We start from the raw sequence: 25,272 nt of genomic DNA, 5'->3' as shown, positions 1-25,272 counted from the left end.
GTTTGGGGTTCATCGAACAGCTCGAGCAGCCGCTTATCGCGCTCGACGCTTAGGGCCTTGCTGGCCTCGCGGGCCTCGGCGAGCACCTGAAGGAACGCCTCGTTCTCGGCCTGCTCCTCGGGAGTCCAGGCGGGCCACTCCTTGCGCCAGTCCTTGGCACTAAAGGGCTTGGCATCCTTGAGCAGTTGAGCCAGCCGCTCCTGCTTGCTGTTCGGGCGCTTCTCGAGGATTTCATCGAAGCGCACCGGCCTGCCCAGCAGCCGCTCGAGGCCCGCCATCAGCTTGTCGAGGGTCTTTAGCTCGATGGCCTTGGCCTTGTTGTTCACAATGTTGTAGACCGTGGTCTTGGATAGCCCACTGGCCTCGGCCAGCGCCAGAGGGGTCTTCTTGTGCTGGCGCAGGAGGGGCTCGAGTTTGAAGTGCGTGTTGACCATTGGTCAATTTTACCAGAGGTCTGGGAATTGAGCTACTCGGTTACTTCTCCTGAACCATTGACTTCTTGCAATCGCCACCGCAATCGCGATGCGTTGTCTGGTCTCGCTTAAACACATAATTTCCGCAGACATCACAGATGAGGGCTTCTGCTAGGGCCAGGGTCGCCTCCCCAAATTCCTTAATGTCAGCGTTACTGTGATGGGCACCAACGTCGTTATAGTGAGCACCCGCCTGGTTGCGGATGAATGCTAACTGCTCGATGCGCTCGAACACATACTTAAGATCAATCTCTGTGGGTGATCCATTATTGTCCCGTATCACTTTGAGTTTACCAATTTTCTTTTTCGAGCCGGTAATCAACTGCCATAAGTCATAGGCACTCTTCTTGATTCGCTCCATAGAGCATCCATACTCCACGGTGAACTGGTTCAGAACGGCCTCGAGCAAAATGCCCGACTTGCTCGCAACTGCTTGCCGATCTAGCGGTGTGGTGATGAGCACCTGCTTAAGCTCAGCAGTGTAAGGCATTGTCTTGCTGCTACGAATGCCCTGCACTGGGTTCCACTCGTGTAGTTCATGGAGGTCCAGAGTGTTGGGGTGCTCGTATTTAAACTTCTCGAGCCATCCCCGGTAGTGGGTAGTAAGGATGATCTGGGCGAAGTGCTGGCTCTCTTCGATTAGTAGATCGTCAATGCGTTTGAGGTGCTGGGCATCAATGCTGGTAAAAACGTCGTCAATGACCAGGATCGCGTCAGTATGCGACAGCTTGGTGATGGCTAGCCAGAAGCAGAAAGCTAGGGTGTCCAGATGAGCCTCGCTGAAAAAGCCCTGCGGCACAACATCATCCACACCGTAAAACTTGACCCTCTGGTGGAGGCTTCCTCTGCGCTGCTGGTCTAGCACCAGGCCTGTCGGGCCTATGTCCTCGTTGGGATGTATGCGTTCATACATTCGTTGGCACTCAGAAGCCACTTGATCGAAAATAGCCTGAATGTATCGAATGCGCTCCTGGCGCACGATCTCGGCCATTGCACGAAGACGTCCGCAAACAGCCTCTAGTTGCTGAGACTGGTTTTCGTAGTTCAGTGCTTTCTCTAAACTCAGCCTCACTGCCGTGTGGCTCTCAAGGTCTTTTTTGCCACTCTCTAACTGCTTGGAAATTTCCTGAAATATTCCATTGTTTTCGAGCCTCTCTAGCCAGCTTTTGCTCTCCTCTGGTCTTGGAGCCGTGAGTCCGAGAGCATCGCTCAGCCTGCTGATCGCACCAATAAAGCTCGTCGCCCACGTCTTCGAGGCAGCCTCGGCAGTGGTCTTGGCTCTTTCGGCGGAGGTCTTCTCTGCACCCAAAGCTTGTAGTCGGGCAGATTCTTTCAGTCGGGCATGGATGTCTTCGACCAGGGTGGTGGGGGAAACGGACTGCTGGCAGACAGGGCAGGTATCTGATTGATCCTTCTCGATGTAGCTAGCTACCTGTTCGAGAATTCGGACTAGCTCGACGCCCAAACTGCCCTCGACACTTGCTGACTCGATCTTCGCCTCAACGACGGCTAGATTTTCGCTAGCCTGATCCAATTGTTGTTGAGCCTGACTCCAGCTTAGCAGCTCCGATTTTGCTTGTTGGTAGAGGCCCAGCAATTGCTCGTTTGCAGTGATCTGCCGCCTTAAGGCATCAATTGGCTGCGCTGTCTTTGCCTTCGCCCACTCAAGCCACCCGCTTCCTGGTCTACCTTCCGCCTCCCACAGCTTGCCCAGGGTATCTTGAGCCTCCCCCAGATAGCGCACTGAGTCATCCAGTCGACGGTCTATCTCATTCACTGCATCCGTCAGTTGGGCCTCGCTCTTCTCAACACCCCGAATCTCGATGAAAGGCTGCAAAACCTTATACCTGTTGGCCGGGGTATCCTCGACAATCTGGCTTAGGTGCGACTAGCGCAAGACTTTTACGACCGGATGCCGCGTGGCTGCCGAAGGTGTAACAGTAAGCGTTCCTGACCGGTTGAACCTGCCCGTCAATACTTTCGACTCGAAGCCAACCTCGATCTCCACGTCACTCGGGGAACGTCCTAGAGATGGGAGGTGATCTCTCGCCGAGGTGCTGCTGCGCCCTTCCAGTGAGCCCTTACCGCCGTTAAACATCAGGTCAATCGCATCTACCACCGTGGACTTACCACTGCCATTCTCACCGAAGATCATCACGAGACGCTTAGAGGGATCGAAACGAAACAGGCTGATCTGAACCGCGCCCCGAAAATGCTTGAGGGAAATCTGTTCAAGTCTCAGGCTCATGACTCAACCGCCTCCTTCTGCTCGTGCAGTTTTTCGGCCAGAAGAATCCAGTCTGACATCTCCATCTTCCCATTAGCAATAGTTGTAGTCAGGGCTTCCTTCTCTTGGGAACCCAGAAGGAATTGTGACTCAAAACGACCAGCAATGGCCTCCGCAACTATTGTATCTGGGTCTTTGGAATCCTGATTCATATAAGCCTCCAGCGAATCGTAAAAATGGACTCTAAGCTCTGCTTCTGCTGCAACTGCGCCTCGAGCTCCTCAATCAAATCCCCACGCTTACGGTCAATCTCGTCCTGGGCCTCGAACAGGCTGCGGCGCTTGGCGTTGCGGGCGGCCTCGAGGGCCTTGATCTGCTTCTGCCCCTCGAGCTTCTCTTGCAGCGACTGGGCCAGGCTCGCGGCCCGCCGGGCCTCCTTGATCTGACGGTCAAGTTCTTTGATCTCGCGCTCGAGGCCCACCTTCATGTCGTCGGCCCAGGCGTCCAGCCGGTTGGCCTCCTTCTCGAAGAAGTCGGCGTTGCGCTGGCTGATGTTGGTTTGGATGGCCTGGCGGCGGGCCTGGGTGATGGTCTCGAGCATCTCCGGCGGGGGCTGGGGGGCCTCGCCCGTCAACTTTGCAGGCAGCTTGAAGAGGTCGCGGGGGGTGTCTTCCAGGAGCGGCTCTCCGCCGTCGGTCACGGCCACCGCCAGCAAGTAGTCCTCGGTCTGTTGCAGCGCGGTGACGCTAAACTTGCTCAAACGCAGCCACCCGGCCTGCCCCCGCAGGTTCTCCAGCAGGGTGATTTTGGCTGGGTATGCGGTGTAATCGAACTCGAGCTCGCTCACGCCCAGCGAGCGCTCTCGGGCCTGCTGGATCAGGTACTGGGCCAGGGTGTCCGAAAGGCGGTAGAAGTGCGCCTCGGGGTGGTAGCGGGGCAGCTCGTAGCGGCCCAGCGGGATCTCGAGGGGGGTGGGGTTGTGCTGTAACTCGAAGCCCTTGTCGTCGAAAACCGCCGCACCGTCCAGTTCGTGGCGGGTCAGGTCCATCAGCAAGCGCTCGAAGCGGTTCAGGGCGCTCTTGCTCTGCTCTTCACTGGTTTTGAGGCGCTGGTTTACTTCTTCGTCGAAGTTCTCCAGCAGTTTCTTGCGGGTCTGGCTCATGGAGTCCTGGATCTCCACGCTCAGTTCCTGTTGCAGTGCGTCGAAGGCGGCCTGGATCTGCTCGGGGGTGCGGCAGCGCTGGTAGATCTCGGCGATGCGCCGCTCGAAGTCCACCCCGGACTCGATGGCCCCCAGCACCTCGTCGGAGGAGCCGAACACCCCGTCGAAAAGCCGGAACTTCTGCTCAAGCAGCTCGAACACCCGCTGGTCGGCCTGGTTGGCCCGGTTGACGAAGTTCACCACCACCACATCGTGCTGCTGGCCGTAGCGGTGGCAGCGCCCGATCCGCTGCTCGATGCGCTGGGGGTTCCAGGGCAGGTCGTAGTTGATCACCAGCGAACAGAATTGCAGGTTGATGCCCTCCGAGCCCGCCTCGGTGGCAATCATAATTTCGGCCCGCTCGCGGAACTCGTCCACCAGGGCGCTGCGTATATCGGCGCTGGCCGAGCCGGTAATGCGGTCGGTGCCCTTGTGCCGTTCCTGCCACTCGCGCAGAATGCGCTTGGAGCCGGAGTCGGAGTTGCTGCCGTTGAAGAGCACCACCTTACCGGAGTAGTGGGGCTCGAGCAGCCGCAGTAAATACGCCTGGGTACGGCGCGACTCGGTGAAGATGATGGCCTTGCGCTCGGCTCCCAGCCGTTCGGCCTCCTCGAAAGCCCGCTCCAGAGCGGCCAGCAGGGCCTGCCCTTTGGCATTGTCGGTGATGCTCGAGGCCAGCGTGAAGTAGCGCTCGAGGTCGGCTACCTCGGCGGCAATGGCGGCCTTGTCGGCCTCGGTCAGGAGCCTGTCGTCGGACTCCTCGCCCCACTCCTCAGCGGTGGCGTCAAGGGCCTCGTAGTCCTCTCCCAGCCGATCCCCCAACTCGCCCTCGAGCTGCTTCCTGAGGCGCTTGCCGATGTTCTCCAGGGCCCCGGCTACCGCGAAGCTCGAGGAGGCCAGCAGCTTGCGCATCACCAGGGTGATCAGGTTGCGCTGGGAGCTGGGCAGGCCGTGCAGGTTCTCGCGCCGCAAGTACTCACTCACCAGGTCGTACAGCTCGGTCTCGGCGTCGCTGGGGGTGAAGTCCTGGGTCAGGGGCTGGCGCCGGGTGTACTTGATGTAAGCCTGTACCTGGCGGCGCAGGGTGCGGTGGCAGACCGGGCGCAGCCGCTCGCGCAAAACATTGAAAGCCTGGGCATCGTCTATGTTCCCGAACTGGGCGCGGAAACTCCCCAGGTCGCCAAAAGCTCGGTCGTCAATGATGCTCACCAGCCCGTACAGCTCTTGCAGGTTGTTCTGGAGCGGCGTGGCGGTGAGCAGAATCTTGGGGGCCTGGTCGAGGGCCTTCTTGAGCACATTGGCGATGACGTTGCCCGGCTTGTAGACGTTGCGCAGCCGGTGTGCCTCATCCATCACCACCAGATCCCACTTGATCCGGGCGATGTCGGCGGCCTTGGCCTTAGCGAACTGATACGAGCAGATCACAATCCTTTCGGATATGAACGGCTCGAAGTTGCCTTGCTTGATGGCCGCGTTGTAGAACCTGGTCTCGAGGATTTCACAAGGCAAGAAAAACTTCTCGGACAGTTCCTGGAACCACTGCTTGCGCAGGTTGGCCGGGGTCACACACAACACCCGCCGCTTGCGCTCGGCCCACTTCTGGGCGATCACCAGCCCGGCCTCTATAGTTTTGCCCAGCCCCACCTCGTCTGCCAGAATTGCCCCCTTGGAAAGTGGGGAATGGAAAGCGAACAGGGCTGCGTCCACCTGATGGGGGTTGAGATCAACCTGAGCATCTACCAAAGTTCCGGCAAGACGCTCGAAGTCGCTCGAGGGGAAGCGCTGGGTCAATTCCTCGGCAAATAGTCGTGCGTGAAAAATAGTATGGGCCGGCATTTATCCACAGAATACCCTGGCTGGAGCTTCCTGCAGGGTAATTTTGGTAACGCCTCGAGGGCTGAACCCATGCTTCCAGATCAGCCTGCTCAACGGGCTTTTGGCGGGTATGCTACGGTTAGATCCGGCCCAACTCCCCTCGCCTAGCAACACTGCCGCGCTAGATTTAGAGGTCGGTGCGCACCACCCCCGGAATTTCCAGGATGAAGTCGGCCCCGTAAGCCGTGGCCGGGGTCTGGAAACCTGGTGGGGCCTCGCCGCGCAACACCCGCTCCACCGCCGCTACCGCCGTCAGCGCGGTCAGGGTATAGGCCTCGGGGGCCTGCAGGCGGGCTGCTCGGCGGTGGCCCGATTCATCGCGAGCCTCACCCCAGACCTGGCTGGTCGCCTGCGCCCGCCGCGCGGCGTCCGGCCCACCCATGCGCCGAATTCGGCTTTGCAGCCAGGGCTTCACCCCAGGTAGGCGGAGGAACTTCTCCAGGAGCCCGCTCAAGCCCATCCACCGGCCACCGAAGGCGGTGTAGACCTCGAGGTTGGGAATGCCGGTGCTGTGATAGGCCGTGACCAGATCGCCCCACGACAGAGGCGTCGCCCGAACTGGCCCGCTGCCAAAATCTACCGTGCAGCTCAGACCGGGCGGCACAGGAACCAGCCTGCCATCGCGGCGAATGAGCGCGGCCTGCCCCAGGTGCTCCAGGGCGGTAGCCAGCGTCCCCCCCGAGACAAAAGGGGTGCGGAAGGCCAGCCTGAGGTGGGTGGCGCTGGGGAGTTGCTGTTTGAGATACAGGGCCAGGCAGTCCGAGGGCACCACGTCAAAGCCAGCGCCCGGAAGGAGCATCACCCCAGCAGCGCGGGCCTGGCTGTCTTGCAGGCGGATGGTTTCGAAGACCGCTATCTCACCGGTAATGTCGAGGTAGTGGGTGCGGTTCTCCAGACAAGCCTGCACCATGGGCGGCGAGGTCTGCACAAACGGCCCTGCACAGTGCAGCACCGCCGCCATTCCCTCGAGCGCCCCATGCAGCCTGTCCGGGTTGTCCAGGCCAAATACCCGGTGTTCCAGGCCCAGTTCTGTTCCCAACCGGGCCAGAGCGCTGGCGTTCCGCCCAGCCAGGATGGGTTTTAGTCCACGTTCCACTGCCCGCCCGGCGGCCAGCCTGCCGGTGTAGCCGTTTGCCCCGTAAAGCAGCCAGTGCGCCATAGCATCAGCTTACCCCGCGCTTCGGCGGCAAAGTACCTGCACAACAACACCCGCTGCACAGGGGCAGATAGAACAACCCAGCACAGCAAAAGCCAGGCTGTACTATGGTTTCATGCGTAGAGGCAGTGTGCTGGCTATCCTGGAAGAGCGCCTACCGGGGCTGACCGAACGGTATCAGATCAAAAGCCTTTATTTGTTTGGCTCCACCGCCCGCGACGATGCCGACTCGAGCAGCGATGTGGATTTTCTGGTGCGGCTGGAGCAGCCCACCTTCGAAAACTACATCGGCCTCAAGCACGACCTGGAAGACATGCTGGGCAACAAGGTAGATCTGGTCAGCGCCAAAAAAGTGCCCGCCGATCTGCGCCCTCATATCGAGACCGACGCGGTACAACTGGTTTGAAAGGTGCTTATGCGCGACCCCGCTATCCCCAACCCGCACCTGCTGCCCAGGGTTCACCTCGAGCAGATGAAGCAAGCAGCCCAGCGCGTGCTGGCGTACACCGCCGGGATGAACTTTGCCAAGTTTGCTGCCGATGGGCGCACCCAGGATGCCGTGCGCTACCACCTGAACCTGTTAGGCGTGATGGCTGCCAGCATGCACAAAAGCGTGCGGGAGGAGGTGGAGGGGCTGGACTGGCGCAGGATTCTGGATCTGCCCGATCTGGTCAGCAATCTGCATTTTGGCATCCAGGACGAAATTCTTTGGGACTTGATCCAGCGTACCCTGCCCTACTGGCTGGTGGTGTTGGAGGAGACCCTCGAGCAGCAGCCGAGTTGAAGCGGAAGGAGGAAGCAGGACTGGCAACTGGCTCACCACCCGGGTCAAACCCCCTCATCCTCGCTGTCTTGCCAGCCAGTACCCTTCTACCAGAGGGGGAGGACTTGAGCAGACCAGAACCCTTGGCCTGTGGAAGAGGGGCTGGGGTGAGCAAGTGCAAAAGCCAGTGTGCCTCGGTCATCAGCTTGCAGCTTTCAGCCCCTGAACCTCGACCTCCTCACCAGCCTCTTCCCAGGGAAACGCCCGATGCAGCGTAGTTTCAAAACCCTTTTGGGCCTGGCGGCCCTGGCGGGATGGGCCTTTGCCCAGACCCTCTGCATGCCGCCTGCGGGGGTGGCGGGCACCCCCCATCGCCCGATCAGCGGCTATGCGGCAGCGAGCCTCGAGCCCTATGACCGGGTGATGACCCGGCTGATGGAGCGCTACCAGATTCCCGGTGGCGCACTTGCGGTGGCCCGGAACGGACGGCTGGTGCTCTTTAGAGGCTATGGCTGGGCCGATGTGCGCGCCAAAGAACCCGGACAGCCGGACTCGCTTTTTCGGCTGGCCAGCCTCACCAAGCCCCTCACGGCGGTGGCGGTTTTACACCTGGGCGAGAGCCTGGTGTCTCTGGGGGCCTATCCCGACCTGAATAGTTTTTTGAACGAAAAAGCCTTCCGTTTAGTTAAACTTCAGCCCTATGGCGGTCAGATCACCGACCCGCGCCTGAAAAACATCACCCTGCGTGACCTCTTGCAGCATTCGGGCGGCTGGAACCGGGGCTGGGCCGGCGATCCCATGTTCCGCCCTACCCTGGGCGATATTGCCAGGGCCATGCAGCGTCCCGAGAACCTCTCGAGCCAGGAACTGATCCGTTTCATGATGAGCCGCCCCCTCAGCTTTGCTCCCGGCAGTCGGTCGGCTTACTCCAACCTGGGCTATGCCGTGCTGGGGCGGGTAATCGAAAGAATCAGCGGCCAGAGCTATGCAGACTATTTGCGTGGGATGCTCCAAAAGATGGGCATTCACAGGGTTCGAGCAGGCAAAACCCGCCTGCAAGACCGCTGGCCGGGAGAGGTGCGCTACTACGATTTTCCCAGGGCTCCCCTGACCCGGTCGGTGGTGGATGGCGCCCTGGTCAATCGGCCCTACGGTGAGTTCTACCTCGAGGCCCACGATGCAGGGGGTGGCCTGGTGGCCTCGGCCCCCGACCTGGTGCGCTTTGTGGTGGTGCTGGAGGGCCTGCGCGGCCTGCCCTCTCCCCTCTCCCGCGAAGCCCTGGAGGAAATGTTCCGCCGCCCCAGGCTCAAGCAGTACGCCCAGACCCCACGCTACTACGCTCTGGGCTGGGAGGTGCGGGTGCCCCAGTCCCAGCCTGCTCCCCCCCATCTGGCTGGAGCCGCCGGCCAGGGAAGCGGCAAGTCCCGCAACCCGCCCGACCCACAACCCCTGGTGCTGACCTTGCCTTTCGATCAGCTCGAGTGGAGCCACGACGGGGCATTTGCCGGAACCCGCACCCTGCTCTTGCGCCTGCCCGAAGGCGTTGTGATCGCGGCCCTCTTCAACAGCCGCCCCTGGAACGACTGGAGCTTCATCGCGGAGTTGCGGCGTGGGCTCCTGAACGCTACCGTGGCCGTCCAGCGCTGGCCCGACGATGACTGCTTTCAATTGGGCACTTTTCGCTAGAACGGTCTCATCCAGGGCGATAGACTAGCCTTATGCACCGCTGGCTCTTGGCCTTCTTCACCCTGTGTTCCCTCGCACTGGCTCAAAACACCCACACCGTGCGTCCCGGTGAGACCCTCTACCGCATCGCCAAGCAGTACGGCACCACCGTGGAAGCCTTGCAACAACTTAACCGTATCCGCGACCCCCGACAGCTCCGCGTCGGGCAGGTGCTTCGCTTAAATGGGCAGCCAGAGCGCACCTTGTTGCCCAGTCTGCCAGCCCCCTTCACCTCCATCGAGCTACCCCTGCGGCTCGCCCAGGGCCAGGCTTTTCGAGTACGGGTAAATGCGGGGGATTTGCCCGTTCAGGTACGCTTTCTGGGCATCACCCACCCAGTCCGTGAAGGCAGTTTGCTGCTGGCAGTGCCCCGACTGCATCCGCCTGGAGCCTACCGAATAGATTTCCAGGCTAACGGGGTGGTTCATACCGCTTCACTTCGGGTTGTAGCGGTGGAAAGGGGGCGCCAGTCGCTTGTCTTGCCCCCAGATCGTCGGAGGTTGCTGGCAGCAGATCTTCTGATTGCCGAGCGAAACCAGGTGCTGAGGGTATGTGCGGCAGGCCCCCAGGAGCAGCTCTGGCGGGCAGCCTGGAGACGCCCGGTTGAACGCGAGCGCATCACCGCAATTTTTGGTGTTCTGCGCAGCTTTAACGGCGGCCCTTTCCGCAGCTACCACGAAGGGCTGGACTATGGCCTGCCTACCGGAACCCCGGTTTATGCCCCAGCGCCCGGAGTGGTGGGGCTGGCCGAGTCGCTAGCCGTACGGGGGAATGCCGTTGTTTTGCAGCACGGCCTGGGCGTTTGCAGCGGCTACTGGCACCTATCCAGGATTACCGTGCGTCCAGGGCAACGGGTTAATGCCGGAGACTTGATTGGCCATGTGGGCAGTACCGGCCTCTCTACCGGCCCCCACCTCCACTATGAGATTCGGGTGCATGGCGTTCCCACCGACCCCATGCCCTGGTACTTCAGAACCCCTTAGAGGGGTCTCTGATCGTGGGCCTGATACCCTGCTCAGTGACCAGAAACTGCACCCGAATATCCCACCGATCTTGCGGAAGTTCGGGCACAATAAGCGCTTCGGCCACAAGACCAACGGTCAGGGTTTGTGGATGCAGTTGACCCAAAAAACGGTCGTAAAACCCCTGCCCATACCCCAGGCGATGACCCTCTGGGTCGAAGGCCAGCCCGGGTACCAGGATCACCTCGAGCCGGCCTGGCTCCACCCTGGGGGCATGGGCCACCGGCTCCCAGAAACCATATGGGTGCTTCACCAGCTTGCAGGGCAGGGGGTGGACTTCCAGCTGGTAGGTGCGGGCCCTGGGCAGGTAATAAGTCGCTGGGTAGAGGTTTTGCAGGTCGCTGGGGTCTAGCTCGGAGCCAAAAGCACTGTAGAACAAAATATGTTGCACCCGCCGCTCGGACAAGAAGTGGGCCAGGTGCTGGTTGACCTGTGCCGATAGTTGGGGAACCGGCAGCTTTCCCCGCACCTCCTTGGCCCAGCGCCGCAGTTCCGCTTTGGTCATGGAACCTAGTATCCCATCTACGAAAGCCAACGGCTCCAAGCAGATGCAACCGGCAAATAGCCAGCCGCTAACGACTCCCATGGCCCAACGGCCTGAGCCCAGACGCCGGGAGGCGTCTTCCGTGACAAATTCCGTTGACAGTCTGTACCACCTTCTGTCAATATAGCTGACGACGGAGGGAGATAACCCTCAAACCTCATCTCAACTTGTCTAACAGGAGTCAGCGATGCCCAGGTACGTTTACCAGAACCTCGAGACCAGCGAACGCTACGAGTTCGAGCAAGGCTTCCACGATCCCGCTTACACCCACCACCCCGAGACCGGGGCCCCCATCAAGCGCCTGATTTTTGCCCCAGCAGTGGTTTTCAAAGGCTCAGGATGGTACGCCAAGGACTCGAAAGCCCAGAGCAGATCCAGCCCCGCTTCCGAGCCCGAGACCAAAAGTGACGTCTCGACACCCGGAGCAGGAAGTTGCTGTGTGCCTGGCCCGGCCACCTGTTCTTAGCTGAAAAGCACCAGCCACCTCGTATCTACGGACCCTGGCTCCCCTTCGGGCCTGGAGTACAGGTCGAATGCTCCCCTTGTGCAAGCAGACCCCAGGTTTCCTTGCCTCCGCGATACAGCCCCCTGTGTTTCGCTCCACTCAAAGGGCCAGAATGCGTTGGACTCAAAACTGGTAACCTGGTAGCCGGAGCGGTTGCGGATGGCATAGCTTTACTGAGGGGGTCATATTTGCAACTCGGGTTGAGCGCTGCTACCTCCGTCGGGGGTGTGCTCCCGACCAACCGCCGCACCGAGCGAGGTGGGTATGTTTCTACTCTTGGGTATCGTGGTGGCCATTCTGGGCATTTTTTTGCTGGCTCAACCCGGAGCTCGGCGGGCTCTGGGGGTGCCGCTACTGTTAGTGGGCCTGGCAATGGCGGCTATCTCACAGAGCTTTGTGGTGGTTCCTGCGGGTAATGTGGGGGTGGTGTTCAATGTGTTTGGTGGGGTGCAGCCCAGCCCACTGGGTGAGGGATTTCGCATCGTAATACCCGGAATCCAGAGTGTAATTCTGTATGACGCCCGCCTCAAGGAAGTAACCCTGGCCAAAGGGCCCGCACCGGCAGACGCGACCACACCGGGGGAGGACGCTATAACCGCCCGCAGCAAGGAGGGGCTGGACATTGGGGTGGACGTGACGGTGCAGTACCGCATCAAGCGGGATGAGGCCGCCCAATTACACCGTAACCTGGGGCTTGGGTATCTCGATACCCTGATCATCCCCCAGATTCGCAGCAAAATACGCGACGCGGTGGGCCTGTTCAACGCTGCCGAACTTATCAGCACCCAACGCATCCAGCTCGAGGCCGCCGTCAGCAAGGAGTTGCGCGAGGATCTGGGTGCACAGCACATTGAGCTGATCTCGGTGCTGTTGCGGCGGATTGATATTCCACAGTCGGTCGCCAAGGTAATCGAGGAAAAGCAGACTGCCGAGCAACAGGTGCAGGTCGAGGTCAACCGACGTCAGCAGGCTGAAATTGCAGCCCAGCGGGCTGTGGTGCAGGCCAGGGGTGAGCGCGATGCCGCGATTTTACGGGCCGAGGGTGAGGCCCAGGCCATCCGTCTACGCGGCGAAGCCCTCCGGCAAAGCCCACAGGTTATCCAGCTCACGGTAGCCGAGAAGCTGGCTCCCAACATCAACACCATCATGGTGCCGACTACGGGCAACTTCCTGCTCGACCTGCGCAGTCTGCAAAACCCCGGCCAACCAGTACAGCCCGCACGGTAGAGCGCGAATGGGGTCTATCGCGGTTCGCGGAGATTCTTGCGGTTCATACCGAATTCCAGCAGATCATCGTCATCTGGCTCTGTAGCACCAGGGACGCGGTCATTGCGATCCTTCGACTGCGCTCAGGTCAGGCCCTGAGGTGTAGCCTTTAGCAGAAACAGTCCAGGAGCACCACCGCAGCCATGCGCTGTTCGTCGGCCTGCGGCCTTCTCGCAAAGACGCCCTCGACGCCGATTAATCCAAGTATGGTCTTTCTGAAGTTGGTTTCGGCCAAGCAGCCATTGCTGCCCTCGACCCTAGACTCTGGACAACTACTGGCCGCTCTCGGGCAGTTTTACCCTGACCATCGCACCGGGCCCCACCTCGTTCTGGACAAACCAGCCCCGGCTCACTTCCAGCACTTGCCGATAGACCACACCCGGCACGTAGCTTCGGCAGCCCCTGCCCCGGAGGGGGGCGGGACAGGGTTCGATGTCCAGAATGGTCAGGATCTTTCCCCGGCTGTCCAGAAAAGCCACCGACACCGCGTTTTTGAACCCCAGCCCAGTCCAGCCATCGTCGCGGGCCTGGGGAAAGCGGTACAGAATGCCGCTGTCTGGCTTCAGGTATGGTCGAAAGGCTTCCAATTGCCGTGGATAGATAACCTTGAAGACCGCCAGATCCACGGATCTTGTTTGTGTTGCAACCGTGACTATATTTTCGGGAACGGGCAGAGGGCGTGGCGGTGACGAACGATTGCTTAAGATCTGACCGGCCATAAAGTAGCCCGCCATCGAGAGAGCTAAAATTAAGCCCACCAACATCAGGCCAGCTCCGTAATGGCGTCCGTGTCTGCTCATGGGTTGCGCACAACTTCAATCTCAAACAAAAATGGCCAGAGCTTCCCGGTCACGAACAGGCGGTTGTTTTGGGCATCGTAGGCAATGCCATTGAGCACCGCATCGGGGTTACGGTTGCGGGCCTGGGCCAGCAGGGCCAGCCCGGTCAGATCGAGCCAGGCTTCCACACTGCCGCTCTGGGGGTTGATGATGGCGATCCGATGGGTCATCCAGACATTGGCCCAGATGCGGCCCTGGATGAACTCGAGCTCGTTTATCCGCTGCACTGGCTGGCCCCCTGCCCGCACCGTGAGGGTGCGCTCGGGCCGCAGGGTACGCGGGTTGAGGAAAAATAATTGGGCCGACCCATCCGACATGATCAGACGCTGGCCGTCGTGGGTCAGACCCCACCCTTCGGTCTGGTAGGTGAAGCTGCCTACCGGATTCAGGTTCATATCGTAAATAAAGCCTTCCTGGTTTCGCCAGGTGAGCTGAAAAAAGCGGTTCTGGAACAGGGTAATGCCCTCACCGAAGTATCGGGGGGCCAGTGCGTGCCTTTGCAGCACCCTGCCGGTCTCGAGTTCGACCTTGCGGATGCTGGACTGCCCAAACAGGCCCGTCCCTTCGTACAAAAAGCCATTGTGGTAGATCAGCCCCTGGGTGAAGGCCGTGGGGTCGTGGGGGAAGGTGTTGACCACCCGGAATCCCCAGACCGGAATCTGGCTGGGTTGGGCCATAGCTAATCCCAACAGGGCAAGGAGGGCGAAGAAGGCTCGAGCCACGCCTTCTACCTTACCGCAAGCCTGCCAAGATGAATGAGACCGGGATCCGCCGGGTTGGTCACAATTATCACTGCCCAAGGCCCGTTTTCGGTAGCAGGCTCCGCAGGTGCTCACGAAGTTGGGCTTGCAGGGTCTCTGGAGTCTGCGTTGCGTCCAACACCACAAAACGCTCGAGTTCGGCGGCGGCTAGCTCGAGGTAGCCCTCCCGCACCCGCCGGTGGAATTCAATCGGCTCGCGCTCGAGCCGATCGGGATTCTCGAACCGCCGCAAACCCACCTCGGGCGACAGATCGAACAGAAAGGTTTTTAGTGGCTGTACACCCTGCGTAGCCCCCTCTGCCACGGCCCGCAGCCAGTCGAGTTTCAGCCCCCTTCCATAACCCTGGTAAGCCAGCGAGGAGTCCAGCCAGCGGTCGCACAGCACAATCTGGCCCTGGGCCAGGGCAGGCCGGATGAGGGTTTGCATATGTTCGGCGCGGTCGGCGGAGTAGAGCAGATACTCGGCCTCGGCACACATCCGCTCCTGGTGCAGCAGCAGTTGGCGAATGTCCTGGCCCAGGCTGGTGCCACCAGGCTCACGGGTCTGAACCACCGTGTAGCCGTGCTCTTGCAACCAGGCCCCCAGCAGCCTGACCTGGGTGGATTTGCCGGCGCCCTCGGGGCCTTCAAAGGTCAGGAAGAGGCCGTTCATCGCAGTCTCTCAGCCCAATCTGAGCGAATACATATCAAGGCAACAGCCAAGGGTTCAGTGTTCATAACCCGGTCGGATGCTCGACAAACACCCAGGGCAGGCCAAACTCCTCTTCCAGCCGTGCTGCCAGGGCCTTCACTCCAAAGGTCTCGCTGTCGTAATGGCCCGCATAAATCACGTTGAGGCCCAGTTCAAAGGGCTCGTGATAGTGGGCGTGCGAGGGTTCCCCGGTGATGTAGAGTTCGCAGCCCAGAGCTTTGGCCAGACCAGCGTCGCCTGCCGCTCCACCCGAGACAACTCCCACCCGGCGCACTTCCTCCATTCCGGCAGCATGCACCAGGGGTTGCATTCCGGTCAACTGCCCAATCTGGTCTTCCACTTCGGCCAGAGTTCGCGGTTGCACAAAACGCCCCACGAAGCCAATGGGGCCATACTTGGGATGGGGAAACGGCTCGAGTTCCACCAGGCCCAGCTCGCGGGCCATCACCGCGTTGTTGCCCACCTCCGGATGGGCATCGAGGGGGAGGTGGGCCGTGTACAGGCTAATCCCTGCCGAAAAAAGGGTTTCCAACCGTTTCTTGTGGTGGCCCACCAGCGGAAACTGCTGCCCCCAGAAAAGCCCGTGGTGGGTAATCAGGAAATCTACCTGGGCCTGGGCGGCCTTATCGAAAATAACCTGGGCCGCGTCCACCGCAACCCCAATTCGGTGAACTTCGGGCCTGCCCTCCACCTGCAGCCCATTGAGAGAGGGGTCTTTGAAATCGCGGATTTTGAGGAACTCATCCAGCCAGCGCACTAAAGCATCGCGGTGCATGGATGTCAGTCTAAAGCCGAAGACCCAGGGCTGAAAGCCAAAGGCCGGGTTCTTCAGGCCTATTTAACGTCCCTTAGTGCCTTGCGAACCTCCTCCACTTCGTTCCAGGGGATTATTTCAGTGCCGCGCTCGAGGGTTCGCTCGTGGCCTTTGCCAGCGAAGAGCAGGGTGTCGCCAGGCTGGGCCTGGGCCACCGCGTAGTGGATGGCCTCGAGCCGGTCGGGAATTAGAACGTACCGGTGGGGGTCGCGGTGGGCCTGGGCCATGGTGTGCAGGATGACCTCGAGGCTTTCGCTGCGGTGGTCTTCCTCGGTAAAGATGGCAAAATCGGCGAGCTGGCCCGCCGTCTTGCCGATGCCGGTGCGGCGGCTGGGATCCTGGTTGCCAGCAGCCCCAATCACCACCACCAGACGGTTTTGCGTGGTGGGGCGCAGGGTCTCGAGCGCCGCCTGCAGGCTGGCCCCGGTGTGGGCAAAGTCCACGATCGCCCGAAAGGGCTGGCTTTGTATCAGTTGCATCCGGCCCGGCACGCCCGGAAAACCAGCCAGTCCCGCCTGGATCTGCTCAACCGAGAGGCCCATCCTGGCGGTCGCGGCCATCGCGGCCAGAGCATTGTCGGCGTTGAAGCGCCCTACCAGCGGAACCTGCACGGGAAAGCGGCCAGTGGGCGAGATCACCTCAAAATGCAGGCCAGTGGTGCTTTCCACCAGATTTTGTACCTGCCAGTCACCCCTGGAGCCATAGATCCAGGTCTGGGGGCGGTCGCCCAGGGGTCTTGTCCACTCATTGTCGCTATTGACAATGGCAAACCTCGAGCGCTCTAACAGCTTGCACTTCTCGGCGAAGTAGTTTTCCATGCTGCCATGTAGATCCAGGTGATCTTCGTACAGGTTGGTAAAGATACCCACCGTGTATTCAATTCCCCGCACCCGCTCCAGCGCCAGCGCATGGCTGCTCACTTCCAGCACCGCCTGCTTGCAGCCTGCGACCACACACCGGTGCAGCATCTCCTGGACCTGCGGAGCCTCGGGAGTGGTGAAGTGGCCTGGCAGAGAAAGCTCCTCTGCGCCAATCTGGATTCCCACGGTCGAGAGCCTGCCCACGGGTGGATGGGCCGCCTGCAACAGGTGATGTGCCAGTGCAGCCACAGTGGTCTTGCCTTTAGAGCCGGTGATGCCGAGCAACTCGAGTTTTTGCGCCGGATACCCCCAAAATGCCGCTGACAGATCGGCCAGGGCAGCCCTCGAGTCGGAGACCCGCAGATACGGAACACCCAGCTTCAGGTCGCGCATCCCCACGATGGCAACCGCCCCTTTTTCCAGGGCCTGCGCAATGTAATCGTGTCCGTCAGAGGGTCTACGGCTGGGCAGTGGAACCCCGGGAATAGCCACAAACACGGAACCGGGTTGAACCAGGCGCGAATCGTGCGTCACACCCGAAACCTCGAGGGCCGAGGCCGTTTGACCAAAGATGGAGAATAACTGCGCCAGAGTAGGCATCGGAATTAGTTTAGCCGGTATCAGGAAGCGACAAGCACACTCCTGGCTACTTATGGCTTCTTCGCGGCACCCGCCCCGACCCAGTCTGCAATGTCGCCCTCGAGGTGGCAGACGGGTTCCAGGCCCATCCTCCCCGTGGGGTGGAAGGTACCTTAAATTTTCCCTTCGCGCTTCAGTGGGCAGCTGTCGCGCAGATCTCCGAACCCAGATACCGGATGGTAAAAGTAGTCCTTGGCTTCTTCGGTCGGTATGGTCTCGATCTGGGTCAAGGCTCGCTCGAGCCGGGTTTTGTAGTCAAATTTTCATACCCATGTCTCTATTTACTCATACAGTCTGCTTAAGCTAGGCGTGCGATGCGGATACTACTCTGGCTACTACCCCTGGTACTCTCGGCCTGTGTGGTCGGGGTGAGACCCGAGCCCACCCCTACTCCACCGGTGCGGCCTGCGCCCCAACCTTCGGGTTTTGTCATCAATGCAAGGCTGGGTTTGCCGGCCTATCCGGGCAGTGCAGCCCTTAAGCGCGAGGAGCGGGGTGGCTCGAGTGAGGTTGACTTCGAAACCCGCGACCCCCTCGATCAGGTCTATGCCTTCTTCCACAACTGGCTGGTGGGTCGGGGCTGGGTACGAACCCGCCTCGAGTACAAAGGCCCTGCTACCCGGCTCGAGGCAGTGTATCAGCGGGGAACCGAACGCTTCACGCTCGAGCTCGACCAGCAAGGCCGCAGCGGGCGGTACAGGCTCGAGATAGATTTTTAACCGGGAATTTCACCACAGCCTGGTCAAAAAAGGCACCGGGCTGATCAGAGGTTCGGCGTAGTCCACACCCACCAGGTTGCCCCAGTATCGCCTTAGCGCCCGCCGTGACTCGACCCCACCTGCATGCACGGTTTCGGAAACCTGCTCCCCTTCAAACTGGCTTCGGTAGGCCCGCACCGAGGCTTCCCACACCTCAATGTAGTCAGATATGTCCACCGCAAGGTTGGGCAGGGCGGGGTAGTTGCCAGGATAGAACAGCAACCGCTCTACCTTATGCGGCTTGCCTTCTACCGCAGCCTTCCGTAAGCCAGCAAAATGTACCGCAGAAGCACACAATCGGCTGGCTGCTAGATGGTCGGGGTGACGATCCGACTCGTAGGGAGCTACCACCACCCTGGGACGCAATTCCCGAATAACTTTAGATAACGCCCGTCGTTGCATATCCACATCGGCAATGGCCCCATCGGGCAGGCCCAGGTTGCTACGGTGGTCGAGTCTGAGAATTTTAGTGGCCTCCATAGCCTCCTGGACACGTATTTCCACCGTGCCTTTGGAACCCATCTCGCCCCCGGTTAAGTCGAGGATTCCGGTGCTTTGCTGCTCAGACTTTGCCCGTGCCAACAGGCCCCCGCAGCCCAATTCCGCATCGTCGGGGTGGGGGGCCATCACCAGTAAGTCCAGGCCCATGACTTCAGGGTTATATCATGGGAACAATGTTAAAGAGTTGGGGTAAATTGTTTAGCAACTCGAGAACCCACGCTTCTTTGCGCGGTCTCGAGAGCAATTAGGGGGAACCATATGGTGATTACCTCATTGGAAGACTTGGACGGAATGACCGATGTCATGGGCCTGTTGGACGAGGGGCTGCGGCTTCAAAACCGCTTGGGCGAGTTGGGTGGTATCTTGCGCCAGGTTGCCAGCCTGCTGGACAAAGGCAGCCCCCCCTCCCCCGGTATGGCTGCCAGTGTGATTGAAGTCTCAAAGGCATTTGAAGGCTGGCACGAACGAGCCCAGCGCATTCTGGGAGGTAGTCCAGTCGAGCCGGTACTGCCCAGCGTATTGGAAGCCCTCGAGGCCCACCGCAAGGCCCTGGAAGAGGCCGCCCTGCGCCAGAAAGCCATGAATGTGCTGGAGCAGGTCAGCAGCCTGGTCTACCGGGGCAACGAGGAGTTTCTACCGCTTTCCACCGTCCAGTTCGATGCTCTGGGAATGATTCGCAAGTTCAAGGACATGAACGGCCTCAACGAGGTCATCCTTTCCCTGGCCAGCGGCAGCCACTCCTACAATCTGCTGCTCAAACTGGTAATGGATAAGGAAATGAGCAACGACGAGTGGACGAGCGTCTACCAAAAAGTAGGCCAGGAGACTGGCCAGGACCTCGCGGTAGCCGCAGCACGGGGCCGGGTCTACTTGCCCGAGCAGTAAAGCAGCGCTCTAACCTTTCATTCTTCGATCCAGCGCCCTGGCGTGGGCTTCCAGACCTTCCTCGCGGGCCATTCGCGCACCCAGCGCCGAGAGTCTGCTGGCAGCTTCCTGGGTCAGGCCCACCACCGGAATCACCTTGAGAAAATCTCCCAGAACCAGGCCGCCGCCAAAGCGGGCCGTACCGGAGGTGGGCATCACGTGGCTGGGGCCTGCGATATAGTCGCCCAGGGCCTCACAGGAATGCTCCCCCAGAAAGACGCCCCCGGCATTGCGCACCATCCCCAGTGCGGCCAGGGGGTCGAGGATAGAAAGGCACAGATGCTCCGGGGCATAGAGGTTGGCCAGTTCCAGGGCCTGCTCCAGGTGCTCGACGAGCACCAGCCCGCTGCGCCCCAGAGCCTGACGGGCAATTTCGGCCCTGGGCAGGTCGGTCAGTTGACGTTCCAGCTCATCCCCCACCCGCTCCAGCAGTTCACGGTAAGACGAAAGCAGCCAGGCTTCCGAATCGGGGCCGTGCTCAGCCTGGGCCAGCAGATCGGCAGCCAGCAGCCTGGGGTCGGCAGAAGCGTCGGCGATAATCAGGGTTTCGGTTGGCCCGGGCAGGCCCTCCATACCGACCGTCCCATAGACCTCGCGCTTGGCCAGTACCACATAGCGACTGCCCGGCCCCATGATTTTGTCCACCCGGGGCACCAGTTCCGTTCCATAGGCCATCGCGGCTACTGCCTGCGCACCCCCCATGCCAAACAAGCGGTCTGCACCGGCCACCCAGGCGGCAGCCAGAATTCCTGGGCGCACCCTGGGCGGCGAGGCTACCACCACTTCACCCACGCCCGCCACCTTGGCCGGAACCGAGGTCATCAAGACGGTGGAGAGCAGCGGGGCCGAGCCTCCTGGCACGTACACCCCCACCCGCTCCAGCGGGCGCACCAGCTGGCCCAACACTCCATCCGGCCCGGCATCCAGAAATCCGCCCCTGGGCTCACGCCGATAAAAGGCCTCGATGCGTTCTTTGGCCGTCTCGAGGGCATCGCGTAAGCTGGCATCCAGGCCCTCATAGGCATCCCGCCAGACCCGCTTGGGGACTTCCTCCACCGGGTATCCGTCTATTTCCTGGCTAATGCGGTGCAGGGCCGCATCGCCTTCATGCTCGACCTGATGCAAAATATGCCGCACCGTTTCCAATGCCTCGCCATACTCCACACTCATGCGGCGGTTCGAGAAATGCTTACGGATTTGCTCTGGGGTTTTGATCATAAAAAAGCCCTTCACCCATCTCCTGGAAGTCAGGTACCTCGATTAGACTTCATCTGCAGGTCGCGGATGGCTAGGTCAGGCACGATAACTCTTAGGGCATATGGGCATCTTCGCTCTCGGCAGGCATGCTACGCAATCAACGGGTATAGATCGGATTTAAACCCGGATACCTGGCCCCTAGTTGTATCGTCTGCGGCGACGGCGGCGACGGCTGGGAGTCTCCCCTTGGCGTTCTTTGGGGGGTTCGCCGGAGACCACCCTGGGTTTGGTGGACTCTCGAGCCCCGATGCGGGGACGGCCCGAATCACGCTGGGAACTGGGGCGCTGGGCTGGCTCGAGCCGACGTTCTAGTGGCTGCAAACGCTGTCCTGCCTCAAGGCGCTGCACCTGCACCAGTTCGGCCTCGAAGACGTGCTCTCCTACCTTCTGCGTCAGCCGCACTGGATAGCCTTCCTTATCGAAGTAGAGCAGGCTGAGCCCTGGGCGCAAGCGGTAGACCCGAACACTCTGCTCTATGCTCTCGCCTGAAGAAACCACCTCCACACTCTGGTCGGGAAGGCGTTCGGCGTAGGCCCGCCCTCCTACCAGGGCGAACTTCTCCACCTCGCCAACCTCTAGTTTTAGCCTCCCCACGGCCAGAATCAGCGAGAGTGGGTCGTGCATCTGGGCCAGGTAGGGAGTCGCGAAGTCGTCCTTGCCCAGGCTCACCGTTACAAGTCCATCTTCGCGGGAAAACTCCACCTCCATGACCCGCGCTCCACCCCCTTCCACCCGTTCACGGTAGCGGTGGGGCAGACCCTCGCGATCCACCTCGCTCTCCCAACGCTGCCGGGTTTTGGGTAGGGGCAGTTCGACACTGGCTTCCAGGGTCAGGCGCAGCCCGTCCCGGCGCGGCTCGAGGGTCAGGCGCTGCTCGCCTGCCGGATGCCCAGCATACTTGAGGCTATACCGAAGCGATTGCGCAAGCGCTATATCCATAACCTGTTCTATCCTACCAGCTACTGAAGCGGGCTTTGTAATGGGATGGTCGTGAGGCGGCTCCTTCGATCACCCTTCGACTACGCTCAGGGCAGGCTCAACACAACGCTGAAGACCTGCTGCGCTGCGGGTTGCATCTTACGGCTATTTTGTAAGCGCACAAGGGATATTTCACTCCACCTCCCAACAGACTACACGATGTTCAGGAGGTTTCTAACTTTCGTGACCCCTTATCCCAGGGTCTGGGCCAACAAACGGTGGAAGTGGTGCACCCCCTGCTCCCGCGCCACGCTGAAACGGCCCCGGTCGTAGAAGCGGGACTTAACCCCCTTCTGCACAGCCTCCACCACCACTTCATCCTCCCGCTCTACCCGGTCGAGGGCGGCCCCGGCGCCCGAGTCGAGCTTGCTGGCATCCCAGACATAGGGCAGGAACGAGACCCTGGTGAGTTCCGGCCCCAGCGGACGCACCAGATTCACCGAGAGGCCCCAGGGGTAGAAGTTCAGCATCAGGTTTGGAAAAACCCAGTAGTAGTAGGCGGCGATGCGCCTGCTCGAGTCGGGGGAGTCTTTGGGCAGATCGAAGCAAGGCTCACCCGAGGCCGCAATGCCGAGTTGCAGGTTGCACCAGTCGTAGACCTCGGTGGTATAGCTGCCGTAGTCAATGACACTGTTGAGCGAGGCGTGGATGAAGGGGATGTGGAATCCCTCGAGGTAGTTGTCGCAGTAGAGCACCCAGTTGGCCCGCACCAGGTAGTCGCGGGCACGGGAAGGCTCGAGGTAGAACTGCCCAAAGGGCAGCCAGCCCACCCGCTCCTGGATGGGGCGCAACACCTCTTGCAGGGAAAGTGTGGGGTTCAGGCTGGCAAACAGGAATTTTTCTTGGCCCCAGGTCTCGAAGGCCACCTTGGGCAGGTCGTCCCTGGGGCTGGGAAAGCCCTGTACCCCTTCGAACTCCGGCATGGCCTGGAAGCAGCCGTCCAGACCAAAACGCCGCCCGTGGTAGCGGCAGCGCAGGTAGCGGGCGTTATCGCCGGTTTCGGCCACCAGCATCCCCCGGTGGGTACAAACATTGGAGAGTAGATGCAGCCGGTCGTCGTGGTCGCGGGTCAGCACCAGCGGCTCGTCGAGGCAGCCTTCCAGCAGCGTGAAGGGCTTGACGGTGCCGGGGGCCTTCAGGTCGTCGGTATCGCCCACCCACTGCCAGCTCCGGGCCAGAACCCTCTCCTTAACCGCCTGGTACATCTGGGGATCCTGGTAAAAGCTCGCGGGCAGGGTGGAAGCCTGGGCGATGTCAGGATGGATCTCGAGTTTGTTCATGGTAGCTCCTTTGTAAGGCGTCAAAGGTCGGGTGTCAAAAGCCAAACAAAAGCCATACAGCCAGGCTTCGACTGCACTGTGGCGGTAAAGGTGTTATTTGCCAGCAGCAATGATGGCCCTGGCAAAGCGCAGTTGTTTGGTTTGAATATCGGGCGAGGAGCGCATTGGGCCGATTATACCGCGAGGGTCGGACAGATCGGTTACTCCTCCAAACCGTAGTAGGAACCCTCGCCGCGCACCGCAACCATCCTCCCCAGCATGGCCAGATCAACACGTATCTGGAGGGGTTGATCACCTTTCCAAGCACCCACGTGAAGATGCGGGCACCAGGATGTCCCGTTGTTGCCTAGCCGGGCCACCACCTGCCCGGCCAGAACCTCCTCCCCCTCACTCACAGCAATTTCCATCACGTGCCCTAAAATCACCCACACGCCATCCTCGCGCTCAAACATGATGCTGCCCGCCTTACCGTCCCCGCGATTTCCTGGCGTGTTGACTCCGGTAGGCTGTCGCACAAAGCGCACCATCCCATCAAATGGGGCCAGCACCTCGGCCCCCCAGCCGAACCAGTCCTCGTTGGCCCGTCCATCGCCCCGGTACATCCGCATCCAGCCGTCCAGAAACTGCACCACCATAAAGTCGGTTCCCAGCGCATCGCCAAGCCAGTGGAGCTGCCCCTCCGGGTGCTCGGCCATGATAAAGGCTTTTGATAACACTGGATGAATCACCACGACCTCGATTTCTTCGTTCTCGGCTCTTAGGCGGACGGGGCCAGTGGGGTCGGAGATCACTAGCTCAATATTGCAAAAGAAGGCCCCCCGCGCCTCCAAACGGGGGGGCAAGTGTGGGGATTCCAGGCGCGTTCTATCTACCCCACTCCAGGCTGACAATCATCTCGCCGCCTCTGGGGGCGACCCGAACCTCGAGGTGGTCGTTGCCGCGGCGGTACTGGGCTCGGTAGGACGGGCGGTTCTTGTTGCCGTGGGACTTGAAGCTTACCTTCACCCAGCCCCTGGACAGGAGGTCGCGGTGGTAGTAGCTGAAGATCTGCTCCACATCGCCGCCGCGATAGGCAATGGAGTATTCAGTCTCCTCGCGGTCTTCCCAGACCACCCCATAGCCGGGGAAGGGGGTAATGAAGAAGATGGGCGGCCTGGGCACAACCACCACCGGCGGCTGGGGGTTGCTGGCAAAGCGGGGCTGCACGTTGTAGCGCACCGCATCGCTCACCCAGTCTCGGTCGGGCAGCGGGGTGACCACAATCGAGAGGGCCCGGGCCAGATTGCTGGCCCCCTGCACCCGCATCTGTCCGCTCCGGATGTCGGCAATCTGCGAGAGCGAGAGCGGCTGGCGGCTGGCCACAGCCAGCACCTGGTCTACCCCCGCTGGCCCGCTGATGGTGAACTCGTAGCGGGCGCCATTCTCGGGGAAGACACGGGTCTCACCGGCCCGCAGGTAGTTGTTCGGGTTGAAGGCGTTGGGCAGAATCAGGTCAATCTGACCTGTGGCGTTGATGTTGAACAGGTAGACAAAGGCGTTCTGGTTAACGCGAACATAAATCTTGATTTTGTCGCCAAAAAAGTAGGTCGAGTTGCCAAAACCCGAGGGGTCGCGGTCTACCCAGGTCTGCACATCCAGGTCGGTGGGCACCGGGTTGACGATGATGCCCTGGGGGCTCAGTACCGGAGCGGCATAGGCCACCAGGCCCAACAGTCCGGAGATGCTTGCAACAATTAGGCGCTTCATCTGGTTCCTCCTGACCCCAGGGTAGGAAAAACCGGGGCGGCTGCTATGAAGCCACAGTCAGCAAAACTTAACCTTTACGTTGAGCGATTCTTTAGCTGCTGGTCAGCTTAATCTGGGCTTTAGCTTTGCAATAATCCTATATGTTCACGCCCCCGCGTCCAGTGCCAGTCGCTGCGGGCGTTAAAAAACAGGTAGAAGCGTCCGTCGGCAGGATTGCGCCGCACATCCAGGGCATAAATATGGCTGCGCATCCAGCCTGTGCTGGGTTTTAAGAGCGGTTCGGGCTCGAGGTAGCGCCAGTTCAGGCCATCGCTCGAGCCGCGCAACAGAATTGCAGAGCCCGAAGCCCTGCGCGCCTCGTCCCAATAAATTCCATTCTGAAACCCTACAAAGCCATCTTCGACCCTCAAAACCTTAAGCGCCCCAGCCCCCAGGTTGCAGTAAGGTTCGCTGGCGCTAGGCCGAAG

26 protein-coding genes and 1 pseudogene are annotated in these 25,272 nt (G+C 60.6%); 8 read left to right on the top strand and 19 right to left on the bottom strand.

Features of this window, described 5'->3' with window-relative positions; all coding sequences use genetic code 11:
* From Q0288_RS12165 to Q0288_RS12140, 6 genes are all read right to left on the bottom strand, one after another.
* Positions 1-434 (bottom strand): helix-turn-helix transcriptional regulator (locus tag Q0288_RS12165; RefSeq protein WP_299430776.1); only part of this gene is annotated, 434 nt, incomplete at its 3' end.
* Between the two features lie 40 nt (positions 435-474).
* A complete protein-coding gene (locus Q0288_RS12160) occupies positions 475-2,310 on the bottom strand; it encodes a hypothetical protein (RefSeq protein ID WP_299430774.1) in 1,836 nt (611 codons plus the stop codon).
* Positions 2,311-2,361: 51 nt separating this feature from the next.
* Positions 2,362-2,721, bottom strand: a complete 360-nt coding sequence (locus tag Q0288_RS12155; RefSeq protein ID WP_299430772.1) for an ATP-binding protein — start codon at positions 2,719-2,721, stop codon at positions 2,362-2,364.
* Entirely contained in the window at positions 2,718-2,912 is a 195-nt protein-coding gene (locus tag Q0288_RS12150) for a hypothetical protein (RefSeq protein ID WP_299430770.1), read from the bottom strand. The genes Q0288_RS12155 and Q0288_RS12150 overlap by 4 nt, the downstream gene beginning before the upstream one ends.
* A complete protein-coding gene (locus Q0288_RS12145) occupies positions 2,909-5,737 on the bottom strand; it encodes an SNF2-related protein (protein ID WP_299430768.1) in 2,829 nt (942 codons plus the stop codon). Before Q0288_RS12145 ends, Q0288_RS12150 begins: the two co-directional genes overlap by 4 nt.
* 166 nt (positions 5,738-5,903) lie before the next feature.
* Positions 5,904-6,935 (bottom strand): saccharopine dehydrogenase NADP-binding domain-containing protein, encoded by a 1,032-nt coding sequence (locus Q0288_RS12140; protein WP_299430766.1) that lies wholly within the window; start codon positions 6,933-6,935, stop codon positions 5,904-5,906.
* A gap of 112 nt (positions 6,936-7,047) precedes the next feature.
* Here Q0288_RS12140 and Q0288_RS12135 point away from each other — a divergent pair, with 112 nt between their 5' ends.
* The 4 genes from Q0288_RS12135 (at position 7,048) to Q0288_RS12120 (ending at position 10,403) form a co-directional block, all read left to right on the top strand.
* Positions 7,048-7,338: a nucleotidyltransferase domain-containing protein gene (locus Q0288_RS12135; protein ID WP_299430764.1), complete on the top strand. Its 291-nt coding sequence runs from the start codon at positions 7,048-7,050 to the stop codon at positions 7,336-7,338.
* A 9-nt stretch (positions 7,339-7,347) separates the two neighbouring features.
* The gene (locus Q0288_RS12130) at positions 7,348-7,716 is read left to right on the top strand and encodes a HepT-like ribonuclease domain-containing protein (RefSeq protein WP_299430762.1); all 369 of its coding nucleotides are present in this window, start codon (positions 7,348-7,350) and stop codon (positions 7,714-7,716) included.
* Positions 7,717-7,962: 246 nt separating this feature from the next.
* Positions 7,963-9,381: a serine hydrolase domain-containing protein gene (locus Q0288_RS12125; RefSeq protein ID WP_299430760.1), complete on the top strand. Its 1,419-nt coding sequence runs from the start codon at positions 7,963-7,965 to the stop codon at positions 9,379-9,381.
* Positions 9,382-9,413: 32 nt separating this feature from the next.
* Positions 9,414-10,403, top strand: coding sequence for a M23 family metallopeptidase (locus Q0288_RS12120; RefSeq protein ID WP_299430758.1), 990 nt, complete (start codon positions 9,414-9,416; stop codon positions 10,401-10,403).
* On the opposite strand, the gene Q0288_RS12115 is transcribed toward Q0288_RS12120, so the two are convergent.
* Positions 10,390-10,947 (bottom strand): 5-formyltetrahydrofolate cyclo-ligase, encoded by a 558-nt coding sequence (locus Q0288_RS12115; protein ID WP_299430756.1) that lies wholly within the window; start codon positions 10,945-10,947, stop codon positions 10,390-10,392. The two genes, Q0288_RS12120 and Q0288_RS12115, sit on opposite strands and share 14 nt — an antisense overlap.
* A gap of 226 nt (positions 10,948-11,173) precedes the next feature.
* On the opposite strand from Q0288_RS12115, the gene Q0288_RS12110 reads away from it, so the two are divergent.
* Positions 11,174-11,452, top strand: a complete 279-nt coding sequence (locus Q0288_RS12110) for an FmdB family transcriptional regulator (RefSeq protein ID WP_299430754.1) — start codon at positions 11,174-11,176, stop codon at positions 11,450-11,452.
* A 303-nt stretch (positions 11,453-11,755) separates the two neighbouring features.
* A complete protein-coding gene (locus tag Q0288_RS12105) occupies positions 11,756-12,718 on the top strand; it encodes a prohibitin family protein (protein ID WP_299430752.1) in 963 nt (320 codons plus the stop codon).
* A 311-nt stretch (positions 12,719-13,029) separates the two neighbouring features.
* Here the strand turns inward: Q0288_RS12105 and Q0288_RS12100 are convergent, their stop codons facing one another.
* The 5 genes from Q0288_RS12100 to Q0288_RS12080 all read right to left on the bottom strand — a co-directional run bounded on the left by Q0288_RS12100 (position 13,030) and on the right by Q0288_RS12080 (position 17,322).
* Positions 13,030-13,383, bottom strand: a complete 354-nt coding sequence (locus Q0288_RS12100; protein WP_299430751.1) for a DUF192 domain-containing protein — start codon at positions 13,381-13,383, stop codon at positions 13,030-13,032.
* A 170-nt stretch (positions 13,384-13,553) separates the two neighbouring features.
* Positions 13,554-14,318: a glutaminyl-peptide cyclotransferase gene (locus tag Q0288_RS12095; protein WP_299430750.1), complete on the bottom strand. Its 765-nt coding sequence runs from the start codon at positions 14,316-14,318 to the stop codon at positions 13,554-13,556.
* A gap of 67 nt (positions 14,319-14,385) precedes the next feature.
* The gene (tmk, locus tag Q0288_RS12090; protein ID WP_299430749.1) at positions 14,386-15,009 is read right to left on the bottom strand and encodes a dTMP kinase; all 624 of its coding nucleotides are present in this window, start codon (positions 15,007-15,009) and stop codon (positions 14,386-14,388) included.
* 61 nt (positions 15,010-15,070) lie between these two features.
* The gene (locus Q0288_RS12085) at positions 15,071-15,823 is read right to left on the bottom strand and encodes a Nif3-like dinuclear metal center hexameric protein (protein WP_299430747.1); all 753 of its coding nucleotides are present in this window, start codon (positions 15,821-15,823) and stop codon (positions 15,071-15,073) included.
* A 59-nt stretch (positions 15,824-15,882) separates the two neighbouring features.
* Positions 15,883-17,322, bottom strand: coding sequence for a UDP-N-acetylmuramoyl-L-alanyl-D-glutamate--2,6-diaminopimelate ligase (locus Q0288_RS12080; protein WP_299430745.1), 1,440 nt, complete (start codon positions 17,320-17,322; stop codon positions 15,883-15,885).
* Between the two features lie 353 nt (positions 17,323-17,675).
* Here Q0288_RS12080 and Q0288_RS12075 point away from each other — a divergent pair, with 353 nt between their 5' ends.
* Complete coding sequence (locus Q0288_RS12075) at positions 17,676-18,080, top strand: hypothetical protein (protein ID WP_299430743.1); 405 nt, start codon at positions 17,676-17,678, stop codon at positions 18,078-18,080.
* A 9-nt stretch (positions 18,081-18,089) separates the two neighbouring features.
* Here the strand turns inward: Q0288_RS12075 and bshB1 are convergent, their stop codons facing one another.
* A complete protein-coding gene (bshB1, locus tag Q0288_RS12070; RefSeq protein WP_299430741.1) occupies positions 18,090-18,767 on the bottom strand; it encodes a bacillithiol biosynthesis deacetylase BshB1 in 678 nt (225 codons plus the stop codon).
* 111 nt (positions 18,768-18,878) lie between these two features.
* Between bshB1 and Q0288_RS12065 the strand changes: the two genes are divergently transcribed.
* Positions 18,879-19,505 (top strand): hypothetical protein, encoded by a 627-nt coding sequence (locus tag Q0288_RS12065; RefSeq protein ID WP_299430739.1) that lies wholly within the window; start codon positions 18,879-18,881, stop codon positions 19,503-19,505.
* Positions 19,506-19,514: 9 nt separating this feature from the next.
* Here the strand turns inward: Q0288_RS12065 and hisD are convergent, their stop codons facing one another.
* From hisD to Q0288_RS12035, 6 genes and pseudogenes are all read right to left on the bottom strand, one after another.
* On the bottom strand, positions 19,515-20,762 hold the full coding sequence (hisD, locus tag Q0288_RS12060; protein ID WP_299430737.1) for a histidinol dehydrogenase: 1,248 nt from the start codon (positions 20,760-20,762) through the stop codon (positions 19,515-19,517).
* 177 nt (positions 20,763-20,939) lie between these two features.
* Positions 20,940-21,740 (bottom strand): DUF3108 domain-containing protein, encoded by an 801-nt coding sequence (locus tag Q0288_RS12055; RefSeq protein WP_366914759.1) that lies wholly within the window; start codon positions 21,738-21,740, stop codon positions 20,940-20,942.
* A 230-nt stretch (positions 21,741-21,970) separates the two neighbouring features.
* Positions 21,971-23,059, bottom strand: coding sequence for an aromatic ring-hydroxylating dioxygenase subunit alpha (locus tag Q0288_RS12050; RefSeq protein WP_299430735.1), 1,089 nt, complete (start codon positions 23,057-23,059; stop codon positions 21,971-21,973).
* A 200-nt stretch (positions 23,060-23,259) separates the two neighbouring features.
* Positions 23,260-23,901, bottom strand: coding sequence for a M23 family metallopeptidase (locus Q0288_RS12045; RefSeq protein ID WP_299430733.1), 642 nt, complete (start codon positions 23,899-23,901; stop codon positions 23,260-23,262).
* Positions 23,902-24,262: 361 nt separating this feature from the next.
* A pseudogene (locus Q0288_RS12040) lies at positions 24,263-24,805 on the bottom strand (DUF4384 domain-containing protein); the annotation flags it as partial.
* A gap of 119 nt (positions 24,806-24,924) precedes the next feature.
* The coding region (locus Q0288_RS12035) for a hypothetical protein (RefSeq protein WP_299430731.1) at positions 24,925-25,272 on the bottom strand (348 nt) is incomplete at its 5' end.

Source organism: uncultured Meiothermus sp. (genome assembly GCF_937863175.1).
Lineage (GTDB): Bacteria > Deinococcota > Deinococci > Deinococcales > Thermaceae > Meiothermus.
Note: the sequence above shows the minus strand (reverse complement) of the source record. Positions and strands in the feature narration are given on the sequence as shown.

What these genes read in the sequence shown, in the direction of transcription:
- Q0288_RS12125 (WP_299430760.1), top strand. Translation starts at nt 7,963, where the DNA reads ATGCAGCGTAGTTTCAAAACCCTTTTGGGCCTGGCGGCCCTGGCGGGA.
- bshB1 (WP_299430741.1), bottom strand. Translation starts at nt 18,767, where the DNA reads ATGGGCCTGGACTTACTGGTGATGGCCCCCCACCCCGACGATGCGGAA.
- Q0288_RS12115 (WP_299430756.1), bottom strand. Translation starts at nt 10,947, where the DNA reads ATGACCAAAGCGGAACTGCGGCGCTGGGCCAAGGAGGTGCGGGGAAAG.
- Q0288_RS12055 (WP_366914759.1), bottom strand. Translation starts at nt 21,740, where the DNA reads ATGGATATAGCGCTTGCGCAATCGCTTCGGTATAGCCTCAAGTATGCT.
- Q0288_RS12150 (WP_299430770.1), bottom strand. Translation starts at nt 2,912, where the DNA reads ATGAATCAGGATTCCAAAGACCCAGATACAATAGTTGCGGAGGCCATT.
- Q0288_RS12145 (WP_299430768.1), bottom strand. Translation starts at nt 5,737, where the DNA reads ATGCCGGCCCATACTATTTTTCACGCACGACTATTTGCCGAGGAATTG.
- Q0288_RS12065 (WP_299430739.1), top strand. Translation starts at nt 18,879, where the DNA reads ATGGTGATTACCTCATTGGAAGACTTGGACGGAATGACCGATGTCATG.
- Q0288_RS12135 (WP_299430764.1), top strand. Translation starts at nt 7,048, where the DNA reads ATGCGTAGAGGCAGTGTGCTGGCTATCCTGGAAGAGCGCCTACCGGGG.
- Q0288_RS12140 (WP_299430766.1), bottom strand. Translation starts at nt 6,935, where the DNA reads ATGGCGCACTGGCTGCTTTACGGGGCAAACGGCTACACCGGCAGGCTG.
- Q0288_RS12130 (WP_299430762.1), top strand. Translation starts at nt 7,348, where the DNA reads ATGCGCGACCCCGCTATCCCCAACCCGCACCTGCTGCCCAGGGTTCAC.
- hisD (WP_299430737.1), bottom strand. Translation starts at nt 20,762, where the DNA reads ATGATCAAAACCCCAGAGCAAATCCGTAAGCATTTCTCGAACCGCCGC.
- Q0288_RS12080 (WP_299430745.1), bottom strand. Translation starts at nt 17,322, where the DNA reads ATGCCTACTCTGGCGCAGTTATTCTCCATCTTTGGTCAAACGGCCTCG.
- Q0288_RS12085 (WP_299430747.1), bottom strand. Translation starts at nt 15,823, where the DNA reads ATGCACCGCGATGCTTTAGTGCGCTGGCTGGATGAGTTCCTCAAAATC.
- Q0288_RS12075 (WP_299430743.1), top strand. Translation starts at nt 17,676, where the DNA reads ATGCGGATACTACTCTGGCTACTACCCCTGGTACTCTCGGCCTGTGTG.
- tmk (WP_299430749.1), bottom strand. Translation starts at nt 15,009, where the DNA reads ATGAACGGCCTCTTCCTGACCTTTGAAGGCCCCGAGGGCGCCGGCAAA.
- Q0288_RS12110 (WP_299430754.1), top strand. Translation starts at nt 11,174, where the DNA reads ATGCCCAGGTACGTTTACCAGAACCTCGAGACCAGCGAACGCTACGAG.
- Q0288_RS12155 (WP_299430772.1), bottom strand. Translation starts at nt 2,721, where the DNA reads ATGAGCCTGAGACTTGAACAGATTTCCCTCAAGCATTTTCGGGGCGCG.
- Q0288_RS12050 (WP_299430735.1), bottom strand. Translation starts at nt 23,059, where the DNA reads ATGAACAAACTCGAGATCCATCCTGACATCGCCCAGGCTTCCACCCTG.
- Q0288_RS12105 (WP_299430752.1), top strand. Translation starts at nt 11,756, where the DNA reads ATGTTTCTACTCTTGGGTATCGTGGTGGCCATTCTGGGCATTTTTTTG.
- Q0288_RS12120 (WP_299430758.1), top strand. Translation starts at nt 9,414, where the DNA reads ATGCACCGCTGGCTCTTGGCCTTCTTCACCCTGTGTTCCCTCGCACTG.